At 68.9% G+C, this 16,039-nt stretch carries 14 protein-coding genes and 1 pseudogene; 6 read left to right on the forward strand and 9 right to left on the reverse strand.

Features of this window, described 5'->3' with window-relative positions:
- The first annotated feature begins 27 nt into the window (after nucleotides 1–27).
- Genes moaA through ACIA8G_RS40145 form a run of 3 tightly spaced genes read left to right on the forward strand, consistent with a single transcriptional unit; the run spans nucleotide 28 to nucleotide 1,963 of the window.
- Complete coding sequence (gene moaA / locus ACIA8G_RS40135) at nucleotides 28–1,086, forward strand: GTP 3',8-cyclase MoaA (RefSeq protein WP_396424032.1); 1,059 nt, start codon at nucleotides 28–30, stop codon at nucleotides 1,084–1,086.
- A complete protein-coding gene (locus ACIA8G_RS40140; protein WP_396424033.1) occupies nucleotides 1,083–1,370 on the forward strand; it encodes a MoaD/ThiS family protein in 288 nt (95 codons plus the stop codon). The genes moaA and ACIA8G_RS40140 overlap by 4 nt, the downstream gene beginning before the upstream one ends.
- A 50-nt stretch (nucleotides 1,371–1,420) precedes the next feature.
- On the forward strand, nucleotides 1,421–1,963 hold the full coding sequence (locus ACIA8G_RS40145; RefSeq protein WP_396424034.1) for a hypothetical protein: 543 nt from the start codon (nucleotides 1,421–1,423) through the stop codon (nucleotides 1,961–1,963).
- A 59-nt stretch (nucleotides 1,964–2,022) separates the two neighbouring features.
- On the opposite strand, the gene ACIA8G_RS40150 is transcribed toward ACIA8G_RS40145, so the two are convergent.
- Entirely contained in the window at nucleotides 2,023–2,760 is a 738-nt protein-coding gene (locus ACIA8G_RS40150) for an alpha/beta hydrolase (RefSeq protein WP_396424035.1), read from the reverse strand.
- 561 nt (nucleotides 2,761–3,321) lie between these two features.
- Between ACIA8G_RS40150 and ACIA8G_RS40155 the strand changes: the two genes are divergently transcribed.
- Nucleotides 3,322–3,951, forward strand: a complete 630-nt coding sequence (locus ACIA8G_RS40155; RefSeq protein WP_396424036.1) for a transglycosylase family protein — start codon at nucleotides 3,322–3,324, stop codon at nucleotides 3,949–3,951.
- Nucleotides 3,952–4,035: 84 nt separating this feature from the next.
- Here the strand turns inward: ACIA8G_RS40155 and ACIA8G_RS40160 are convergent.
- The 4 genes and pseudogenes from ACIA8G_RS40160 to ACIA8G_RS40175 form a co-directional block, all read right to left on the reverse strand.
- Nucleotides 4,036–4,916, reverse strand: a pseudogene (locus ACIA8G_RS40160) (molybdenum cofactor biosynthesis protein MoaE).
- 8 nt (nucleotides 4,917–4,924) lie between these two features.
- Entirely contained in the window at nucleotides 4,925–5,398 is a 474-nt protein-coding gene (moaC, locus tag ACIA8G_RS40165; protein WP_396424037.1) for a cyclic pyranopterin monophosphate synthase MoaC, read from the reverse strand.
- Nucleotides 5,399–5,452: 54 nt separating this feature from the next.
- Nucleotides 5,453–6,835: an NAD-dependent malic enzyme gene (locus ACIA8G_RS40170; RefSeq protein ID WP_396424038.1), complete on the reverse strand. Its 1,383-nt coding sequence runs from the start codon at nucleotides 6,833–6,835 to the stop codon at nucleotides 5,453–5,455.
- A 162-nt stretch (nucleotides 6,836–6,997) separates the two neighbouring features.
- Entirely contained in the window at nucleotides 6,998–7,183 is a 186-nt protein-coding gene (locus ACIA8G_RS40175; protein WP_396424039.1) for a hypothetical protein, read from the reverse strand.
- Nucleotides 7,184–7,285: 102 nt separating this feature from the next.
- On the opposite strand from ACIA8G_RS40175, the gene ACIA8G_RS40180 reads away from it, so the two are divergent.
- Complete coding sequence (locus ACIA8G_RS40180; protein ID WP_396424040.1) at nucleotides 7,286–9,538, forward strand: helicase-associated domain-containing protein; 2,253 nt, start codon at nucleotides 7,286–7,288, stop codon at nucleotides 9,536–9,538.
- A 117-nt stretch (nucleotides 9,539–9,655) separates the two neighbouring features.
- Nucleotides 9,656–10,321 carry a hypothetical protein gene (locus ACIA8G_RS40185; protein WP_396424041.1) on the forward strand — a complete coding sequence of 222 codons (666 nt, stop codon included), beginning with the start codon at nucleotides 9,656–9,658 and terminating at the stop codon, nucleotides 10,319–10,321.
- Nucleotides 10,322–10,458: 137 nt separating this feature from the next.
- Here ACIA8G_RS40185 and ACIA8G_RS40190 read toward each other — a convergent pair whose 3' ends face one another.
- The 4 genes from ACIA8G_RS40190 to ACIA8G_RS40205 are packed head-to-tail and all read right to left on the reverse strand — an operon-like array spanning nucleotide 10,459 to nucleotide 15,564.
- The gene (locus ACIA8G_RS40190; RefSeq protein WP_030470877.1) at nucleotides 10,459–11,064 is read right to left on the reverse strand and encodes an ATP/GTP-binding protein; all 606 of its coding nucleotides are present in this window, start codon (nucleotides 11,062–11,064) and stop codon (nucleotides 10,459–10,461) included.
- Nucleotides 11,045–11,791 carry a DUF742 domain-containing protein gene (locus ACIA8G_RS40195; protein ID WP_396424042.1) on the reverse strand — a complete coding sequence of 249 codons (747 nt, stop codon included), beginning with the start codon at nucleotides 11,789–11,791 and terminating at the stop codon, nucleotides 11,045–11,047. Before ACIA8G_RS40195 ends, ACIA8G_RS40190 begins: the two co-directional genes overlap by 20 nt.
- A gap of 30 nt (nucleotides 11,792–11,821) precedes the next feature.
- The gene (locus ACIA8G_RS40200; RefSeq protein ID WP_396424043.1) at nucleotides 11,822–12,241 is read right to left on the reverse strand and encodes a roadblock/LC7 domain-containing protein; all 420 of its coding nucleotides are present in this window, start codon (nucleotides 12,239–12,241) and stop codon (nucleotides 11,822–11,824) included.
- Nucleotides 12,238–15,564: a nitrate- and nitrite sensing domain-containing protein gene (locus ACIA8G_RS40205; protein ID WP_396424044.1), complete on the reverse strand. Its 3,327-nt coding sequence runs from the start codon at nucleotides 15,562–15,564 to the stop codon at nucleotides 12,238–12,240. The genes ACIA8G_RS40200 and ACIA8G_RS40205 overlap by 4 nt, the downstream gene beginning before the upstream one ends.
- Nucleotides 15,565–16,039: the final 475 nt, after the last annotated feature.

The raw sequence follows: 16,039 nt of genomic DNA on the forward strand, positions 1-16,039 counted from the left end.
AAGAGGATGTTGATTACCCTGGTAGGGGTGACAGCAGTGGACTTGGGACTACCCATCGTGCGCGGTACGCCTGACACCTCCGCGCGCCCGGACAGCCCACTGCTGGTGGACAGGTTCGGCCGGGTCGCGAAGGACCTCCGGGTATCGCTGACCGACCGGTGCAACCTGCGTTGCACGTACTGCATGCCGGCCGAGGGCCTCGACTGGCTGCAGAAGGACGAGCTGCTCACCGACGCCGAGCTGATCCGCCTGATGCGGATCGCAGTCGTCGACCTGGGCGTCACGGACATCCGCTTCACCGGCGGCGAGCCGTTGCTGCGCCGCGGCCTGGAGCAGATCATCGCCGCGACGGCCGAGCTCGCACCCCGCCCGCGCATGTCGATGACCTCGAACGGCATCGGCCTGGCGCGCCGGGCGCAGTCGTTGAAGGACGCCGGCCTGAACCGGATCAACGTCTCGCTGGACACCCTCGACCCGGACCGCTTCGCCACGCTGACCAGGCGCGATCGCATCACGGACGTGCTGGACGGCCTCGACGCCGCCCGCGCGGCCGGCCTGGAGCCGGTGAAGGTGAACTCCGTGCTGCTGCGCGGCGTGAACGAGGACGAGGCCGTCCCGCTGCTGCGGTTCTGCGTCGAGAACGGCTACCAGCTGCGGTTCATCGAGCAGATGCCGCTCGACCCCCAGCACGGCTGGACGCGCACGAACATGGTCACCGCCGACGAGATCCTCACGATGCTGTCGAGCGCCTACACGCTGACCCCGGAGGAAGTCCCGCGCGGCGGTGCCCCCGCCGAGCGCTGGCTGGTCGACGGCGGCCCGTCCGTGGTCGGCGTGATCGCCTCCGTGACCCGGCCGTTCTGCGCCGCCTGTGACCGCACCCGGCTCACCTCCGACGGCCAGATCCGCAACTGCCTGTTCAGCCAGTCCGAGACCGACCTGCGCACGCTGCTGCGCGACGGCTCACCCGACGCGGCGATCGCCGATGCCTGGCGTGCCACGATGTGGGCCAAGGCGGCCGGTCACGGCATCAACGACGCGGGCTTCCACCAGCCCGACCGTCCCATGAGCGCTATCGGAGGATGACCGTGTCTACCCATGGGACCGTGCCAGGGACCGCCGTGAAGGTCCGCTACTTCGCTGGCGCTCGGGCTGCTGCCGGGGTGTCTGACGAGGACCTGTTGCTGGACGCCTCCGAGCCGACTGTGGCCCTTGTGGTCAGCACCATCGGGGAACGGCACGGCGACAAGCTGGGGAAGGTGCTTGCCGCGTCCAGCTTCCTGCTGGATGGCGTTGCGGTTCGCGACACTTCGGTGCGGGTGCCGGCTGGGGCTCAGCTGGACGTGCTGCCGCCGTTCGCGGGCGGCTGATTTCTCCGGATTCGGGCTGTCCGCCGCGGTTGCTGCGGGATTCTGATGGCGTGACCGACACGCCTGCGCCCGAGGATCCGATCTCGCACGTTCCGCCAGGCTTCTTCGAGCCCCAGGACGGCCGGAAGTGGGCGGAGAAGCACTGGCTGAACGTGCCTGGTCCCTTCTACACAGGTCAGACCGACAACTGCTGGACCGGCCGGCTGTCCGCGCCACGCCACGTCCTCTACGGCGGCGAGTACTACAACGAGTTCGTCTACCGCCAGCCCAGGACCCGCGCGGAGGTCGAGTGCCTGCTGTCCGCTGCCGGGGACGACCCCTTCGACGGCTACGACTGCGACGGCGACTCACGGTGGACCCCGGACGCCGTCCGGGCGTGGTGGGCTGAGCGAGGCCAGGTCGAGAAACACGTCGCCGCGCTGGTCGTCGAGTGGACCGCCGAGGCCGGACCCCAGGAGTCTGAGGCCGCCGAAGGCGCGCGCGACTTCCTCTTGTACCTCGCAGGCGACCTCAGGACCGACCTTCAGGCCTACCTCTTCCGCCTGGAACACGGCCGCTACCCGGACGCCGGCGATCGACTCCCAGATCTCTGAACCCCGCTTGTCGAGGAGGCGTCTCGACAAGCGGCGTCCTGACCCCGCTACTCCCCGAGTTACTTCAGATGCCGGGCGAAAAACCGGTTCGCATCGTCCCCCTCAAAGTGCGGAACCCCGGTGTGCCCACCCATGTTGGCGTGCAACGTCTTCTCCTTGGCCCCAAAGGCATCGAACAGGTCCAGGGCCATCTGCCGGTCGTTCCCTTCGTCATCCCACTGCAGCAACACCAGCAACGGGATGGTGACCTGCCGAGCCTCCTCAACCACGGACCGAGGCACGAAACTCCCGGCGAACAGCACAGCGGCAGAGATACGCGGCTCGACCACAGCCAGCCGAACGCCGACAGAGATCACCCCTCCCGAGAACCCGACCGGCCCACCGATCTCGGGCAACAACAGAAGCGCGTCCAAAGCGGCCCGCCACTCCGGGACCGCCTGATCGACCAGCGGCAGGACAAGCCGGTCGACGACGTCGCCGGAGGGCTGCTCACCCGCCGCCAACGCCTGGCGCAGATCGGCGCGGGCCTGGTCAGCGGCTGCAGAACGGGGCCGGTCGCCGGCCCCAGGGAGCTCGATGGTGGCCACGGCGTAGCCCTCAGCCGCGGCGTGCCGGGCCCTGGCCGCTAGCCGGGCGTACATCATGTCCAGCCCGCCGGGGTGGCCGGCCAGGATCAGCGGGACCGGTGCGGACGGGGAGGCGGATCCGGGCGTCCAGAGGATGCCGGGGACCTCGCCGAGGATGAACCTGCGCTCGAGGACGTCGTCGTCGAAGCGCTGTTCGGAAGTGAATCGCATGGTCGTGCCTTTCGGGAGTGCTCGCGAACGGCGCTCCCGGACGACCTATCGCCCGACCGTGACCCCAGAGGGGAGCACCCATGATGTCGAAACGTTCACGGGTACCACCTCCTCGGTCTCTCGCACGGCCGCGGGAAACGTAGCAGTGGTCGGCTGTGGGCCGCGACGGGTTTTCGGGGCCCCGACGGCGTGTCTCGGATGGCCGACACGCGTGAGCCACGCCTCACTTTCCGTAATAGATCTCGACTGATCTCAGAATGGAAACGGACCGATAACGACACCTTTGACCTGCTGATTTGTAGTCCCAGCACAACGTGTCGGAACGTTACTGTGATGCGCGTCACAGCTCGAAACATTTGGTGAGCTCCCACCCGGTTACGTACGGTCGCCATCGGCTGGCCCCGACCAGCCACTGCACCAACCGGAGGACCGAGCACCGAACCCAGTCCGAGGGTTCTCCGGAACAAACCCCGAGCGAGAGCGACCGCCGGACTGGGACGCAGGAACGAACCGGGCCCCGAACCCGAGTTCCTGGCCGCAGGTGTGGTGGACGAGAAGCAAATGGCTTTCAACCGAGGCAAGCAGGGCAAGCAGGGTTTCACCGCTCGCACTATCGCCAAGGTCGCGGTCGCCGGCATCATCGCCGGTGCCCCTCTGGGCCTGGCCGTTGGCACCGCCAACGCCGCCCCTGGATTGGACTGGGACGCACTCGCGCAGTGCGAGGCCAGTGGCAACTGGGCCGCCAACACCGGTAACGGGTACTACGGCGGTCTGCAGTTCACTCAGCAGACGTGGAACGCGTACGGCGGTCAGGGCAACCCGGCCAACGCCTCCCGCGAGCAGCAGATCGCTGTCGCGGAGCGCGTGCTCGCCGGGCAGGGCAGGGGCGCTTGGCCCGCCTGCACCGCGAAGATGGGTGCCGGCCAGGTCCGCAAGACCGCCCCGGCCCCGCAGCAGCAGCGCAAGGTGCAGCCGCAGCAGCGCCAGGCCGCCGCTCCGGTGCAGCCGGTCGCCGTCGCCGGTTCGAAGTCGAACCCGGCCGGCAACTACGAGATCAAGGCGGGCGACACCCTGTCGAAGATCGCCGAGGCCAACAAGGTCACCGGCGGCTACCAGGCCATCGTGGAGAAGAACAAGGAATTCCTCACGAACCCCGACCTGATCTACCCGGGCCACAAGATCCTCATCTGAGGCTTGGCCGTGAGCCCGATGAAGGGCTGACACAGGACCAGGGATCTCACCGCGACCCCCCGGCGGTGAGGTCCCTGCCTGCGTTCAGGGGCAGTTGACCCACTCGTCGTCGCCGCCGGAGAAGACCTGGCGCTTCCACACCGGCAGCCGGGCCTTGACCTCGTCGACGAGGTCCGCGCACAACGCGAACGCCTCCTTGCGGTGTTCCGCCGCCACCGCACAGGCCAGCGCCACGTCGCCGATCTTCAACGGCCCGACGCGGTGCGAGACGGCGATCCCGTGGACGCCCTCGTACCGATCGGCCAGCGACTCGACGACCTCGGCCACGACATCGCCCGCGGACGGGTGGGAGTGGTACTCCAGCTCCAGCACGCCCCGTCCGCCGTCGTGGTCCCGCACGACGCCGGAGAACGTCACGACGGCACCGGCCCGGTCGGAGGCGACGAGCGCGGCGTGCTCCTCGACCGACAGGGGCTCCTCAGTCACGGCAGCCCGCAGCACCACGCTCATCTGTGGTCACCTCCACGCAGTTGGTCGAGGGCATGCTCTACGACCGATCCCAGCACGTCCAGCCCGTCCTTCACGCCGCCGGTGGACCCCGGCAGGTTCACGATCAACGTCCGCCCCGCCACACCGGCCACCCCGCGCGACAACACCGAGCCCGGCACGCGCGGCCACCCGGACATCCGGATGACGTCGGCCAGCCCCGGCACCTCGTAGTCGAGGACCGCGCGAGTGGCCTCCGGCGTCCGGTCGGTGGGGTTGATGCCGGTGCCACCGGTCGTGATCACCAGATCGGCCCCGGCGGACACCGACTCGGCCAGCGCGGCCTTGACGGGGTCGCCGTCCGGCACCACGACCGGATCCGAAACCGAGAAACCGCGCGACACGAGCCAGTCGACGATGATCGGCCCGCTGCGGTCCGCGTAGACGCCGGCGGCGGCGCGGTTGGAGGCCGTGATCACCACTGCCTTCACGGACGCTCCCACAGCCCCGACTTACCGCCTTCCTTGCGCTCGACCCGCACCGCGTTCAACGTCGCGGCGGGGTCGACCGACTTCACCATGTCGTGCAGGGTCAGGCCGGCGACCGAGACGGCGGTCAGCGCCTCCATCTCGACCCCGGTGCGATCCGTGGTCCGCACCGTGGCCGTGATGAGCACGGAGTCTTCCGCCAGGGCGAGGTCCACGACCACGGACGACAGGGCGATCGGGTGGCACAGCGGCACCAGTTCCCAGGTGCGCTTCGCGGCCATGATTCCCGCGATCCTGGCGGTGGCCATGGCGTCGCCCTTGGGCAGGCCGTCGGCGCCGAGCAGCGAAACCACCTCGGCGGTCGTCTGCAGCACGCCGGTGGCCACGGCCGTCCGGGTGGTCTGCTCCTTGCCCGAGACGTCGACCATGCGGGCCGCGCCTTGTGAGTCCAGGTGGGTGAACTGCTTGGTCATACCGCGATCGTATGCCTGGTCCCGGAGAAGGGCTGGGGCCCAAAGCCCTACGCCCTACGCCGTGGCTGCCTTCTTCACGGCTTCGGCCACGGCCGGGGCCACGGTGTTGTCGAAGACCGACGGCACGATGAACGACGCGTTCAGGCGGTCGCCGTCCACCACGTCGGCGATGGCCTTCGCAGCGGCCAGCAGCATCGCGTCGTTGATGGTCTTGGCGTGCGCGTCCAGCAGGCCGCGGAAGACGCCGGGGAACGCCAGCACGTTGTTGATCTGGTTCGGGAAGTCCGAGCGGCCGGTCGCCACGACGGCGGCGTGCTGCTGGGCCTCCATCGGGTCGATCTCCGGGTCCGGGTTGGCCAGCGCGAACACGATGGCGTCCTTGGCCATGGTCGCGACCTGCTCTGCGCCGAAGAGGTTCGGGGCCGAGACGCCGATGAAGACGTCGGAACCGACGAGCGCGTCGTGCAGGCGGCCGGCCTGGTTGCCCTTGTTCGTGGTCGCGGCGATGGACTTCAGGTTCGAGTCCAGGCCGGGGCGGTCGCGGTGCACGATGCCGTCCACGTCCACGGCGATGATGTCGCCGGGCTCCTGGACCTGCAGCAGGCGGATGATCGCGGAACCTGCGGCGCCGACGCCGCAGACCGTGATCCGGCAGTCCTTGATGTCCTTCTTCACCACGCGCAGGGCGTTGCGCAGCGCGGCGACGACCACGATCGCGGTGCCGTGCTGGTCGTCGTGGAAGACCGGGATGTCGAGCTTCTCGCGCAGGCGGGCCTCGATCTCGAAGCAGCGCGGTGCGGAGATGTCCTCGAGGTTGATGCCGCCGTACACGGGAGCGATGAGCTCGACCGCGCGGATGATCTCCTCGGTGTCCTGGGTGTCCAGGCAGACCGGCCAGGCGTCGACGCCGGCGAACTTCTTGAACAGCGCCGCCTTGCCCTCCATCACCGGCAGCGCGGCGGCGGGGCCGAGGTTGCCCAGGCCCAGCACGGCCGACCCGTCGGTGACGACGGCGACGGTGTTGCGCTTGATCGTCAGGCGGCGCGCGTCGTCCGGGTTCTTGGCGATCGCCTCACACACACGAGCCACACCCGGCGTGTACGCGCGGGAGAGGTCGTCACGGTTGCGGAGCGGGACCTTCGACGCGATCTCGATCTTGCCGCCGAGGTGCACGAGGAACGTGCGGTCCGACACCTTGCGGACGACGATGCCGGGCAACGTCTCCAGCGTGTCGGTGATGTCCTTGGCGTGGTTCGCGGAAAGCGCGTTGCACGTGAGGTCGATGACGACGCGGTCGTTGTGCGACTCCACGACGTCGAACGCCGTGATCACACCGCCGGCGCGGCCGACGGCCGAAGTGAGGTCACCCGCGGCGCTCGCGGACGGCGGCGCCTCCAGACGAACGGTGATCGAGTAACCAGGGCCGGGGACCGGCATCGTCGTCCTCCCACGAATTGCTGCTCACGCGGGAAGTGAGCCTATCCCCGGCCTCTATCCGGAACGCACGCGACTCGGCCGAAGTTAAGACCGGCCTGACAAACGTAACGCGGGGGCCCCGCGTTACCCAGAAGGAAACGAAAGGCCCCCGCGTTACGTTGTTCAGGACTTGTTGATCTCGGTCACCGGGTGGGTGTAGCCGAGGGTCTCCACCGGCAGCGGGAACGTCACCGTGCCGAACGGGGAGAGCGCACCCTGCACGTCGCTGGTGAGCTCGGTGACGGGGTGACCGCCGTCGGGACCCTCCGGCCAGTGCGGGTCGACCCGTCCAGGGCGTCCTTTCGCCACGTTTCCTCCTCGGTGGTGCCTGCGACGGGCACAAGTGTGACAGACCCGGTTTCTGGTCCGGGCGACGACGAGATCGTCAGCGCCCCATATACCGTGGTGAGAATGTCCGGCATCACTCTCGCCGACTGGCTGCGCGCCCAGGACGACGTCTCGCTCGTCGCTCTGCTGCGCACGCGTCCTGACCTGGCAACGCCCCCACCTGCCGATATGTCCGTGCTGGCGACACGGGTCGGCACCAGGGCGTCGATCGCGCGCGCCTGCGAGGACCTCGACACGTTCACGCTCACCGTGCTCGAAGCCCTGGTCGTGCAGGGTGCGGACGCCGAGCCCGTGGCGTTGACCACACTCGCGGAGGTGCTCGGGCCGGACGTGAAGCCCCGTCCGCTCAAGCAGGCCCTCGTCAAGCTCAGGTCACTCGCGCTCCTGTGGGGTGACGACGAAGCGATGTCGGTCCCGCCGGTCACGCGGGAGGCCTTCGGCACGTATCCCGGCGGTCTCGGCCGGTCGACCGGCCAGACGTACGACCTGGGCGGCATCACCGAGGGCGAGCAGCGCGTGCTGCACAAGCTCGCCGCCGGCCCGCCGATCGGTGACACCAAGGACGCCTCCCGGATCGTGCCGCTCGACAAGGCGGAGACGCCCGTGCAACGGCTGCTGGCCCGCGGCCTGCTGCTGCGCCGCGACCCCGGCACCGTCGAGCTGCCGCGAGAGATCGCGCTCCACCTGCGCGGCGAGCGCCCGCTCGGCCCGATCCAGGTCAGCGAGCCGAAGCCCAAGACGAGCACCCTTCAGCAGACGAGCATCGACGCCACGGGCGGCGGTGAGGCGCTGGAGCTGGTCCGGCACGTGGAGAACCTGATCGCGAGCTGGTCAGTCGAGCCGCCACCGGTGCTGCGGACCGGTGGGCTGGGCGTCCGCGAGCTGCGCAAGGTCGTCAAGGACCTGGACGTCGACGAACGCCGTGCCGCGTTGCTGATCGAGCTGGTGGTCGGCGCCGACCTGGCCGCGAACACCGAGGCCGCCGAGCCGGAGTGGGTGCCGACGACCAAGGCCGACGTCTGGATCGCCGCGACCACCGAGGTCCGCTGGGCCACACTCGCGCACGCCTGGCTGGAGCTGCCCCGGCTGCCCGCGCTGGTCGGCCGCCGCGACGAGAAGGACAAGCTCTTCAACGCGCTCGCGGACGAGATCCGCCGCGTCCAGGCTCCCCGCGACCGCAGGTGGATCCTCGAGTCGCTCGGCGCGTTCCCCAAGGGCACCGCGATCGCGAACGCGGTCGACCTGGCCGCCCTGCTCGCCTGGCGGGCACCGCGCCGGGGCGGGCGGCAGCGCGACGAGGTCGTGCGCTGGACGATCGAGGAGGGCACCGCTGTCGGCGTGCTCGCCCTCGGCGGGATCACCAGCGCCGGGCGCGTGCTGCTCGACGAGGGGCCCGGCCACGCGGCGAAGACGCTCGCGGACGCGTTGCCCGCCCCGCTCGACCACGTGCTCGTGCAGGCGGACCTGACCGTCATCGCGCCAGGCCGCCTCGAGCCGGATCTCGCGGACGAGATGGCCCTCGTCGCGAACGTCGAGTCCGCGGGCAGCGCCACGGTCTACCGGATCAGCGAGACCACGGTCCGGCGCGCTCTCGACTCCGGGCGCACCGCCGATGAGCTGCAGGAACTCTTCAAGGTCCGCTCGCGCACGCCCGTTCCGCAGTCGTTGAGCTACCTGATCGACGACGCCGCCAGGCGGCACGGGAGACTGCGCGGCGGTGCCGCCGGTTCGTTCCTGCGGTGCGACGACCCGGTGCTGATCAGCGAGGTGCTCGCGCACCCGGAGGCGACGAGGCTCGAGCTGCGCCGCGTCGCACCGACGATCCTGGTCAGCCCGTTGCCGCTGGCAGACGTGCTGGACGGGCTGCGCGGGGCAGGGTTCGCCCCGGCCGCGGAGGGTCCGGACGGCCAGGTCCTCGACCTGCGACCGGGCGGACGCCGGACCACGCCGAGGCAGCGGACGGCACGCAAAACCGCGTCACCCGCAGTGCCCACCGAAGAGCGGTTGGGTGACCTCGTCCGGCTGGTGCGGGCCGGTGATCGTGCCGCCGCGACACCACGGGGTGAACGCATCGCGGTTCCCGGCCACCTCGGTGCCGGGCCGTCCGCCACCCTGTCGTTGCTCCAGCAGGCAGCACGGGCGCGACAGAGGGTGCTCGTCGGGTTCGTCGACTCCCACGGCACGGCCGCACAGCGCGTGGTCGAACCGCACGTGGTGGGCGGGGGCGTGCTCGAGGGCTACGACCACAGCTACGGAGAGGTGCTCAGGTTCCCTCTTCATCGCATCACGTCCGCCGCTTTGGTGGACGAGGCCTGACTGGCAGTCATCCCCCGGTAGGGCCGCACGTCCACCCTTGCGGGAGTGCGTCGCGACCTAGCGTCGAGTGGCGTGGGCGTTTCACGACGCTCGCTCGACGAAGGAGGAGCAGCGCAAATGGCCATCTCCCGGTGGGCGCGTAGAGCCGTCCTCACCGCAACGGCACTGGCAGTCGCTTTGCCGTTCACGACCGGAACAGCACAGGCCGACCCGATCATCCAGGTTCTCGCGGACAACAACGTCAACTTGACGGTTGGCGCGTCCAACAACAACGTGAACTCGATCCCGGTCAGCCTGAACGCGGGCGCGAGCCTCAACACGGGTAGCGGCATCACCCTCGACACCAACGAGGGCATCCAGCTCGCCCTGGACATCGGCCACGCCGAGATCTGGGCCGACGCGTCGGTCGGTGTTCCCTTCACCGACATCGGCGTCGAGGCCTCGGCCGCCGCCTCGGTCGACGCTCCGGCGGTGACCATCGCGGTCGAGCACGCCGAGGTGGGCGTCACGGCGGACACGACGGCGAACGTCGACGTGTCCGTGAACATCGCGGCACCACCGGCCGAGCCTGAGGTCGCCGCACTCCAGGCCGCACCGATCCTGGAGGCCGCCGTCACGATCACCGACGAGACCGCGGCCACGCCGGAAACCATCGCCGACGAGTCCAAGGGCGACGAGGAGGAGGTGCCGGACGAGGCCGGGCCGTCAGGCTGCCCCAACATCACCGTCGGGTCACTCCTGAGCGCGTGCCTGCTGCCGAACCTGCTCCAGCTCCACATCTGAGCCCGGCCGACTGACCCGAGAGGAGACAGCCAGGACGTGACCTACAGCTGAATCAGACCGCAACTACGAGGCGAGCGCCGCACCCGAAGGTGGCGCTCGCCTCGTCACGTTTGCAGTTGTGTCCCGGCGACTGGAGATCAGCCGGCGCGGACGGACATCCACTGGCGCATGGCGTGCTCGACCAGCGTGATGAGCGTCTGCTTCGTCGACTGCCGGTTGCGCGCGTCGCACGTGACGATCGGCACCGACTCGTCGATCGTCAGCGCCTCACGCACGTCCTCCAGCCTGTGGTGGAGGAGACCGTCGAAGCAGTTGACGCCGACGACGTACGGCAGCTGCCGGTCGTCGAAGAAGTCGATCGACGCGAACGCGTCCGCGAGTCTGCGGGTGTCGACCAGCACGATGGCGCCGATGGCACCCCGTACGAGGTCGTCCCACATGAACCAGAACCGGTGCTGACCCGGCGTACCGAAGAGGTACAGGATCAGATCGCTGTCGAGCGACACACGGCCGAAGTCCATCGCGACCGTCGTGGTGACCTTGTTGGGCGTCGCGGAGAGGTCGTCCACCCCCGCGCTGGCCTCGGTCATCACCGCCTCGGTGGTCAACGGGACGATCTCGGACACCGAGCCGACGAACGTCGTCTTGCCAACACCGAAGCCACCAGCCACCACGATCTTGGCGGAGGTCGTCGGCTTCCGTGCGCCCTCGGCGCCCTGGGGACTAGAGCCTGCGAAGCCCACTGAGCACCCTCTCCAGGAATTCCATGGAAGGCCGGTCCCCCACGACCAGACCGCCCTGGTGAATCAAAACCAATCCCATGCTTGCCATGTCGCCGATCAACACCCGCACGACGCCAAGTGGCAAGCGTAGGAGTGCCGCGACCTCGGCCACCGACCGCGTGTCCACACACAGCCCGCAGATCGACCTGTGCTCGGGAAGCACGGCGGCATCCCGCTCGAGGCCTCGTTCGCTGGTCGAAATCAGCGCCTCGATAGCCAGGTCGTAATCGGGTCGTGTGCGTCCACCGGTGCGCGTGTAGGGCCGCACCAGTGAACCCGAGTCCGCAGACGAATTCTCCTCCGGAAGCACAGCAGACTGCGCACCGGTGGCGTACACCGGCTGCGGCCCGGTGGTGTACGGCAGTTGTTCCGGTACCGCTTCCGGCATTTCGTGCTGGCCGAAGAGGTCCGCACCGGGCCCACCGAACAACCCGGTGCCGTACCCGTCGATGTCGAACCGGTTCGGCACGTCGTCGTACGGATACGACGACGAGTCATCCACCTCACGCTGAGACATATCGCCTAGCCCTTGCCCTGTAACCCGCTCATCGTGGGGTGCGTCCTCGGCTTCCTCTAGTTCTTGGGGTATCGCGTCAGGCTCGTCGAACTGGAACCCACCAGCGGCCCACTCCTGGTAGTTGAAGTTCCTACCGAAGCCACGGCCCCTAGCGCCAGGTCTTCCAGCCATCTCTTCTCACCCCTGAACTGCTAGTGAGGTCTAGCGACGGACCACACCCTGAAGCTGCGCGCGCAGCTCAGGGGTGAGTTGTTGACCGACTCTCTCCACCAAAAGCGTCATCTCATAGGCCACCAGGCCGATGTCACAGTTTGGTGCCGCAAGGACGGCAAGACACGAACCGTCACTGATCGACATGAGGAACAGGTAGCCCCGCTCCATCTCGACCACGGTCTGGTTGACCCCGCCTGCCTCGAAGCAGCGGGCGGCGCCCTGCGTGAGGCTCACCAACCCGGACGCGACGGCGGAGAGCTGCTCTGCACGGTCCCTGGGCAGACCCTGGGACCCCGCGAGCAACAGCCCATCCGCGGACACCACGACGGCGTGTGCCACACCGGGCACCCTCCGCACGAAGTCGGTGATAAGCCAACCAAAGCTGCCTGGCTGCGCTGCGGTCGTCACTCCTGCTCCTCGTTCTGCCGGCTCGATTGGTCACCAGCGTATGCCTCGATCAATGCGTGCCGGCCTCGCTTGACACCACTCTGCAGGCTCGACATGCGTCCACGCACCGCATCCGCCGAACGCGGAGGCAGCGGCGGGCGCTGGGCTGTCTGTGTCCCGGACTGCGACTTCATGGCCGCAGAACCTGGCACTAGTTGAGCCTTCGGTGTCCGTTTTGGCAATCCTGCCGTGGTCTTCGACTCCGGCGCCTTGTTCAACAACGCCTGAGCCGCGTGCCATCCCTCATCGGCAGGTGATTGCCAAGCCGACTCGGAAGTGGGTGCCGCCGCTGGAGTCTCCTCCACAACGGGCTCCGGTTCCACAACTCGCTCCTGCTCGGCGGGTGCGGTCACTGGTTCTTCGACCGCTGGCTTCACCCTCGCGCGCGGCGGGCGCACGGGCAGGCCGGCAGCCGACGTGGTGGTGGGTGCCACCGCCGGGACAGGCTTCGGTTTGCGGGTCGGCAAGTCCGGCTCGGGCCCGTCCGAGAGCGGAGGGGTCGTCACCGGCTCGTCGATGTACTCCACAGCGGCCTTGTCGGCCCTGTCGGCCTTGTCCACGCCGCCGAGCCTGGATTCGACCCGTCCGTTGGTCTCCGCGGGCTCCTCGGCCGCGGGAACCGGCTGAGCCGTGGCCGCGGAGGTCTCGCTGCCGACCGCCTGGAACCACTGCGACAGAACCGCCTCGTAGATGGGCAGGCGCTCGGTCGGGGCGTCCAGGTCGTGCTCGACCTGCTTGCGAGAGGTCTCCGACGTGCCGTTGCGGTGCGCCAGCCCGGAATCGACGATCTCCGTGTTGACGGCAGCGCGCGAGACACCGTTGGCCGAGGCCGCCTCGTCCTCCATCGGAGGAATCGGCACGAACTGCGTGGTCTCGTAGCCGGGCTCGAAGGAGAGCTCGCCCTCCTCCTCCTGACGGTCCTCGTAGGCCGTGAAGAGGGTGGGCTCGCCGAAGGAGCCTTCCGGCTCCATGGCCGCGAGCTGGTCGCGCCGCCACTGCTGCGACGGGGTCGAGTCCTCGACCGGCGGCTCGCTGTAGACGGGAACCGCGGTCGCGCCGGCACCGGTGTCGGTGAGCGCGCTCGGCACGAAGCTCACCGGGATGCTCGGGCTCGACTCGTCGATCCTCGGCATGGCTCCGGTGGCACCGCCGAACGCACCCGCGATACCGCTGGCCCTGGTGGCCGTGTTCGGGTTGGCGCCGAACTCGGTGGTGTACTCCGCCGGGGCCTGAGCCGGGGGCTGCATGCCGAAGGCGGAGGCGAGGCCACCGGAACCGGACGGCGGGGTCGAGGTCACGGCACCGGGCGACGCGATGAGCGTCTCCGGGACGATGACCAGCGCGGTCGTGCCGCCCTCGATGTCCTCGTTGCCGCGCAGGCGGACCTTGATGTCGTGGCGCTTGGCGAGCCGCGCGACCACGTACAGGCCCATTCGGCGGGAGACGGCGACGTCGACGTCCGGCGGGTCGGCCAGGCGCTCGTTGGCGTCCAGGATCTCCTGGTCGCCCATGCCCACGCCGCGGTCCTGGATCTCGATCGCCAGCTCGCCCTTGCGGGTCTTGGCCGTGCGAACGGTGACCTTGGTGACCGGGTCGGAGAACGCCGTGGCGTTGTCCAGCAGCTCCGCGATGAGGTGCACGAGGTCGTTGACCGCGCGGCCCTGAACGGTGAGCTCCGGGGTCTGGCCGACCTGCACGCGGGCGTACTGCTCGACCTCGGACACCGCGGCGCCGAGCACCTCGGCGGCCGGGACGGGCCTGGTCAGGCGCCGCGAGAGGTCCGTACCCGAGAGAACCAGCAGGTTCTCCGAGTTGCGGCGCATACGCGTGGCGAGGTGGTCCAGCTCGAACAGCGAGGCCAGCTGGTCCGGGTCCTGCTCGTCCTGCTCGAGCCGGTCGATCAGGTTCAGCTGGCGTTCGACCAGCGCCTGCGAACGGCGGGAGAGGTTGACGAACATCGCGTTGACGTTGTCACGCAGGAGGGCCTGCTGGGCGGCCAGTCGCACCGCTTCACCGTGCACCGCGTCGAACGCGCGCGCCACCTGACCGACTTCTTCACGCGTGTGCACCGGCACGGGCTCGACGGCACTCTTCGCCGCGTTCTCCGGGTCCGGGTCCGCGAGGATCCGCTCGACCGCGTCCGGAAGACCGTGGTCGGCGATGTCGAGGGCGGTGCGGCGCAGCAGGCGCAGCGGGTTGAGGATCGAGCGGGCGACGAACAGCGCCATCAGCAGGGCGAGCGCGAGGACCGCCAGCACGATGCCGGACTCGACGTAGGCACGGGTACGGGCGGCACCGGCGGCCTCGTCGGTCTGGTTCTGCAGCTGCTCGACCAGCAGGTTCTCGACGTCACGGGTCAGGTTGACCGTCAGCGTGGCGGCGATGTCCCACTTCTCGGACGTCAGCTGGCTGAAGTCCTTCTTGCCGGACTGCTGGTTGATCGCCGATTCCTGCATGTCGTTCGCGGTGTCGACGATCAGGCCGGTGACGGTGTCGTCGTAGATCTTGGCCTGGTCGGGCGTCGCGGACTTGCGGAAGTCGTTTCGCGCGGCCTCGAGCTCGGCGTCCGCGCCCTGCAGCGAACGCAGCTGGGCCGGGGTGAACGCCTTGCGCTGGAAGACGTCGAGGAGGATCGCCCGCTTGAGCGACTCCTGCTCCTTGATGCGCGCGATGGCGTTCGTGGTCAGGTGCAGTCGCACCAGCTCGGGGTCGTTGATCTCGGAGATCGTCTGCTCACCGAGACCGATGAGCGTCTCGATGGACTCCGAGTAGGTCCGCTGGACGGCCTCGGCGGGGTACTGCGTGTCGCGTACCGAGTTGCGGAGGCTGTTGAGGCGGTTGAGCTGGTTGAACGCGACCTGGAAGCGCTCGACGGCCGGCGGGTTCAGGTCGGAGCTCAGCTCGGCGATCTTGTTGCTGAACGCCTCACTGGTGTCGTTCACCCGGCGCAGCTGGCGCTCCAGGACGACCCGGTCGACCTTCTTGTTCGACGCGACGTAGCTGACCGACAGGTCGCGCTCGCGCTGGAGCTGCTGCACCAGGTCGGCGACCGCGGTCTCCAGGCGGATCTGGTTCGCGAGGTTGTTGAACTCCGTCGCGGCCTGCAGGTCGCTGCGCACGCGCAGGCCACCGAGGGCGAGCGCACAGACAGTCGGGATGAGCAGAACGGCGAGCAGCTTCGTGCGCAACCGCCAGTTGCGCAGCAACCAGCCCGCGGATCGGCCAGGTCCTTGTCCGGATCCGGGCGCGACGTCCTGCTTCACCGGGATCGGTGTCACATTCATCGTTCCGTCACCCAGCGCAGCCAGTCCGTCACCCGATTCGGGCCTTTCGGAGCGTGTGGTGTCACCCACGCCAAACTGGCTGGGACCTCTCTCGCGTCGGGCCACTCTGGGCTTCCTCTTCCAGCAGCAGTGTCCCGGTCTCTCCCCAGGACCGAGCATGGACTCGTTAAACGGGCCGAATTGCAGCACAGAGGTCGTTCGCCCGGTGAGGCGCCCTACCCCGTCTGAAGACACGTGGGTCTACTACAACCAGTGCCACCCGGCGGGGAGCGTAATGGCCAGCCCCTACTCGGGGGAAGTCTCCAGAAGCACTCACCGTATCGAGACGGGGTGTCGTTTCATACGTTCAGGTGGTTAACATCCCCGGTTGTCGGCATGCCTCAAGTCCGTCCGAACGCCCTGTTGGGGCTGCGGACGACCTGGTCTGTGGCGACACTCACTGATCAACTTGATGCTACTCAAGGCCTACCGGCGA

The organism is Lentzea sp. NPDC051213, assembly GCF_044455585.1.
Taxonomy (GTDB): Bacteria; Actinomycetota; Actinomycetes; order Mycobacteriales; family Pseudonocardiaceae; genus Lentzea.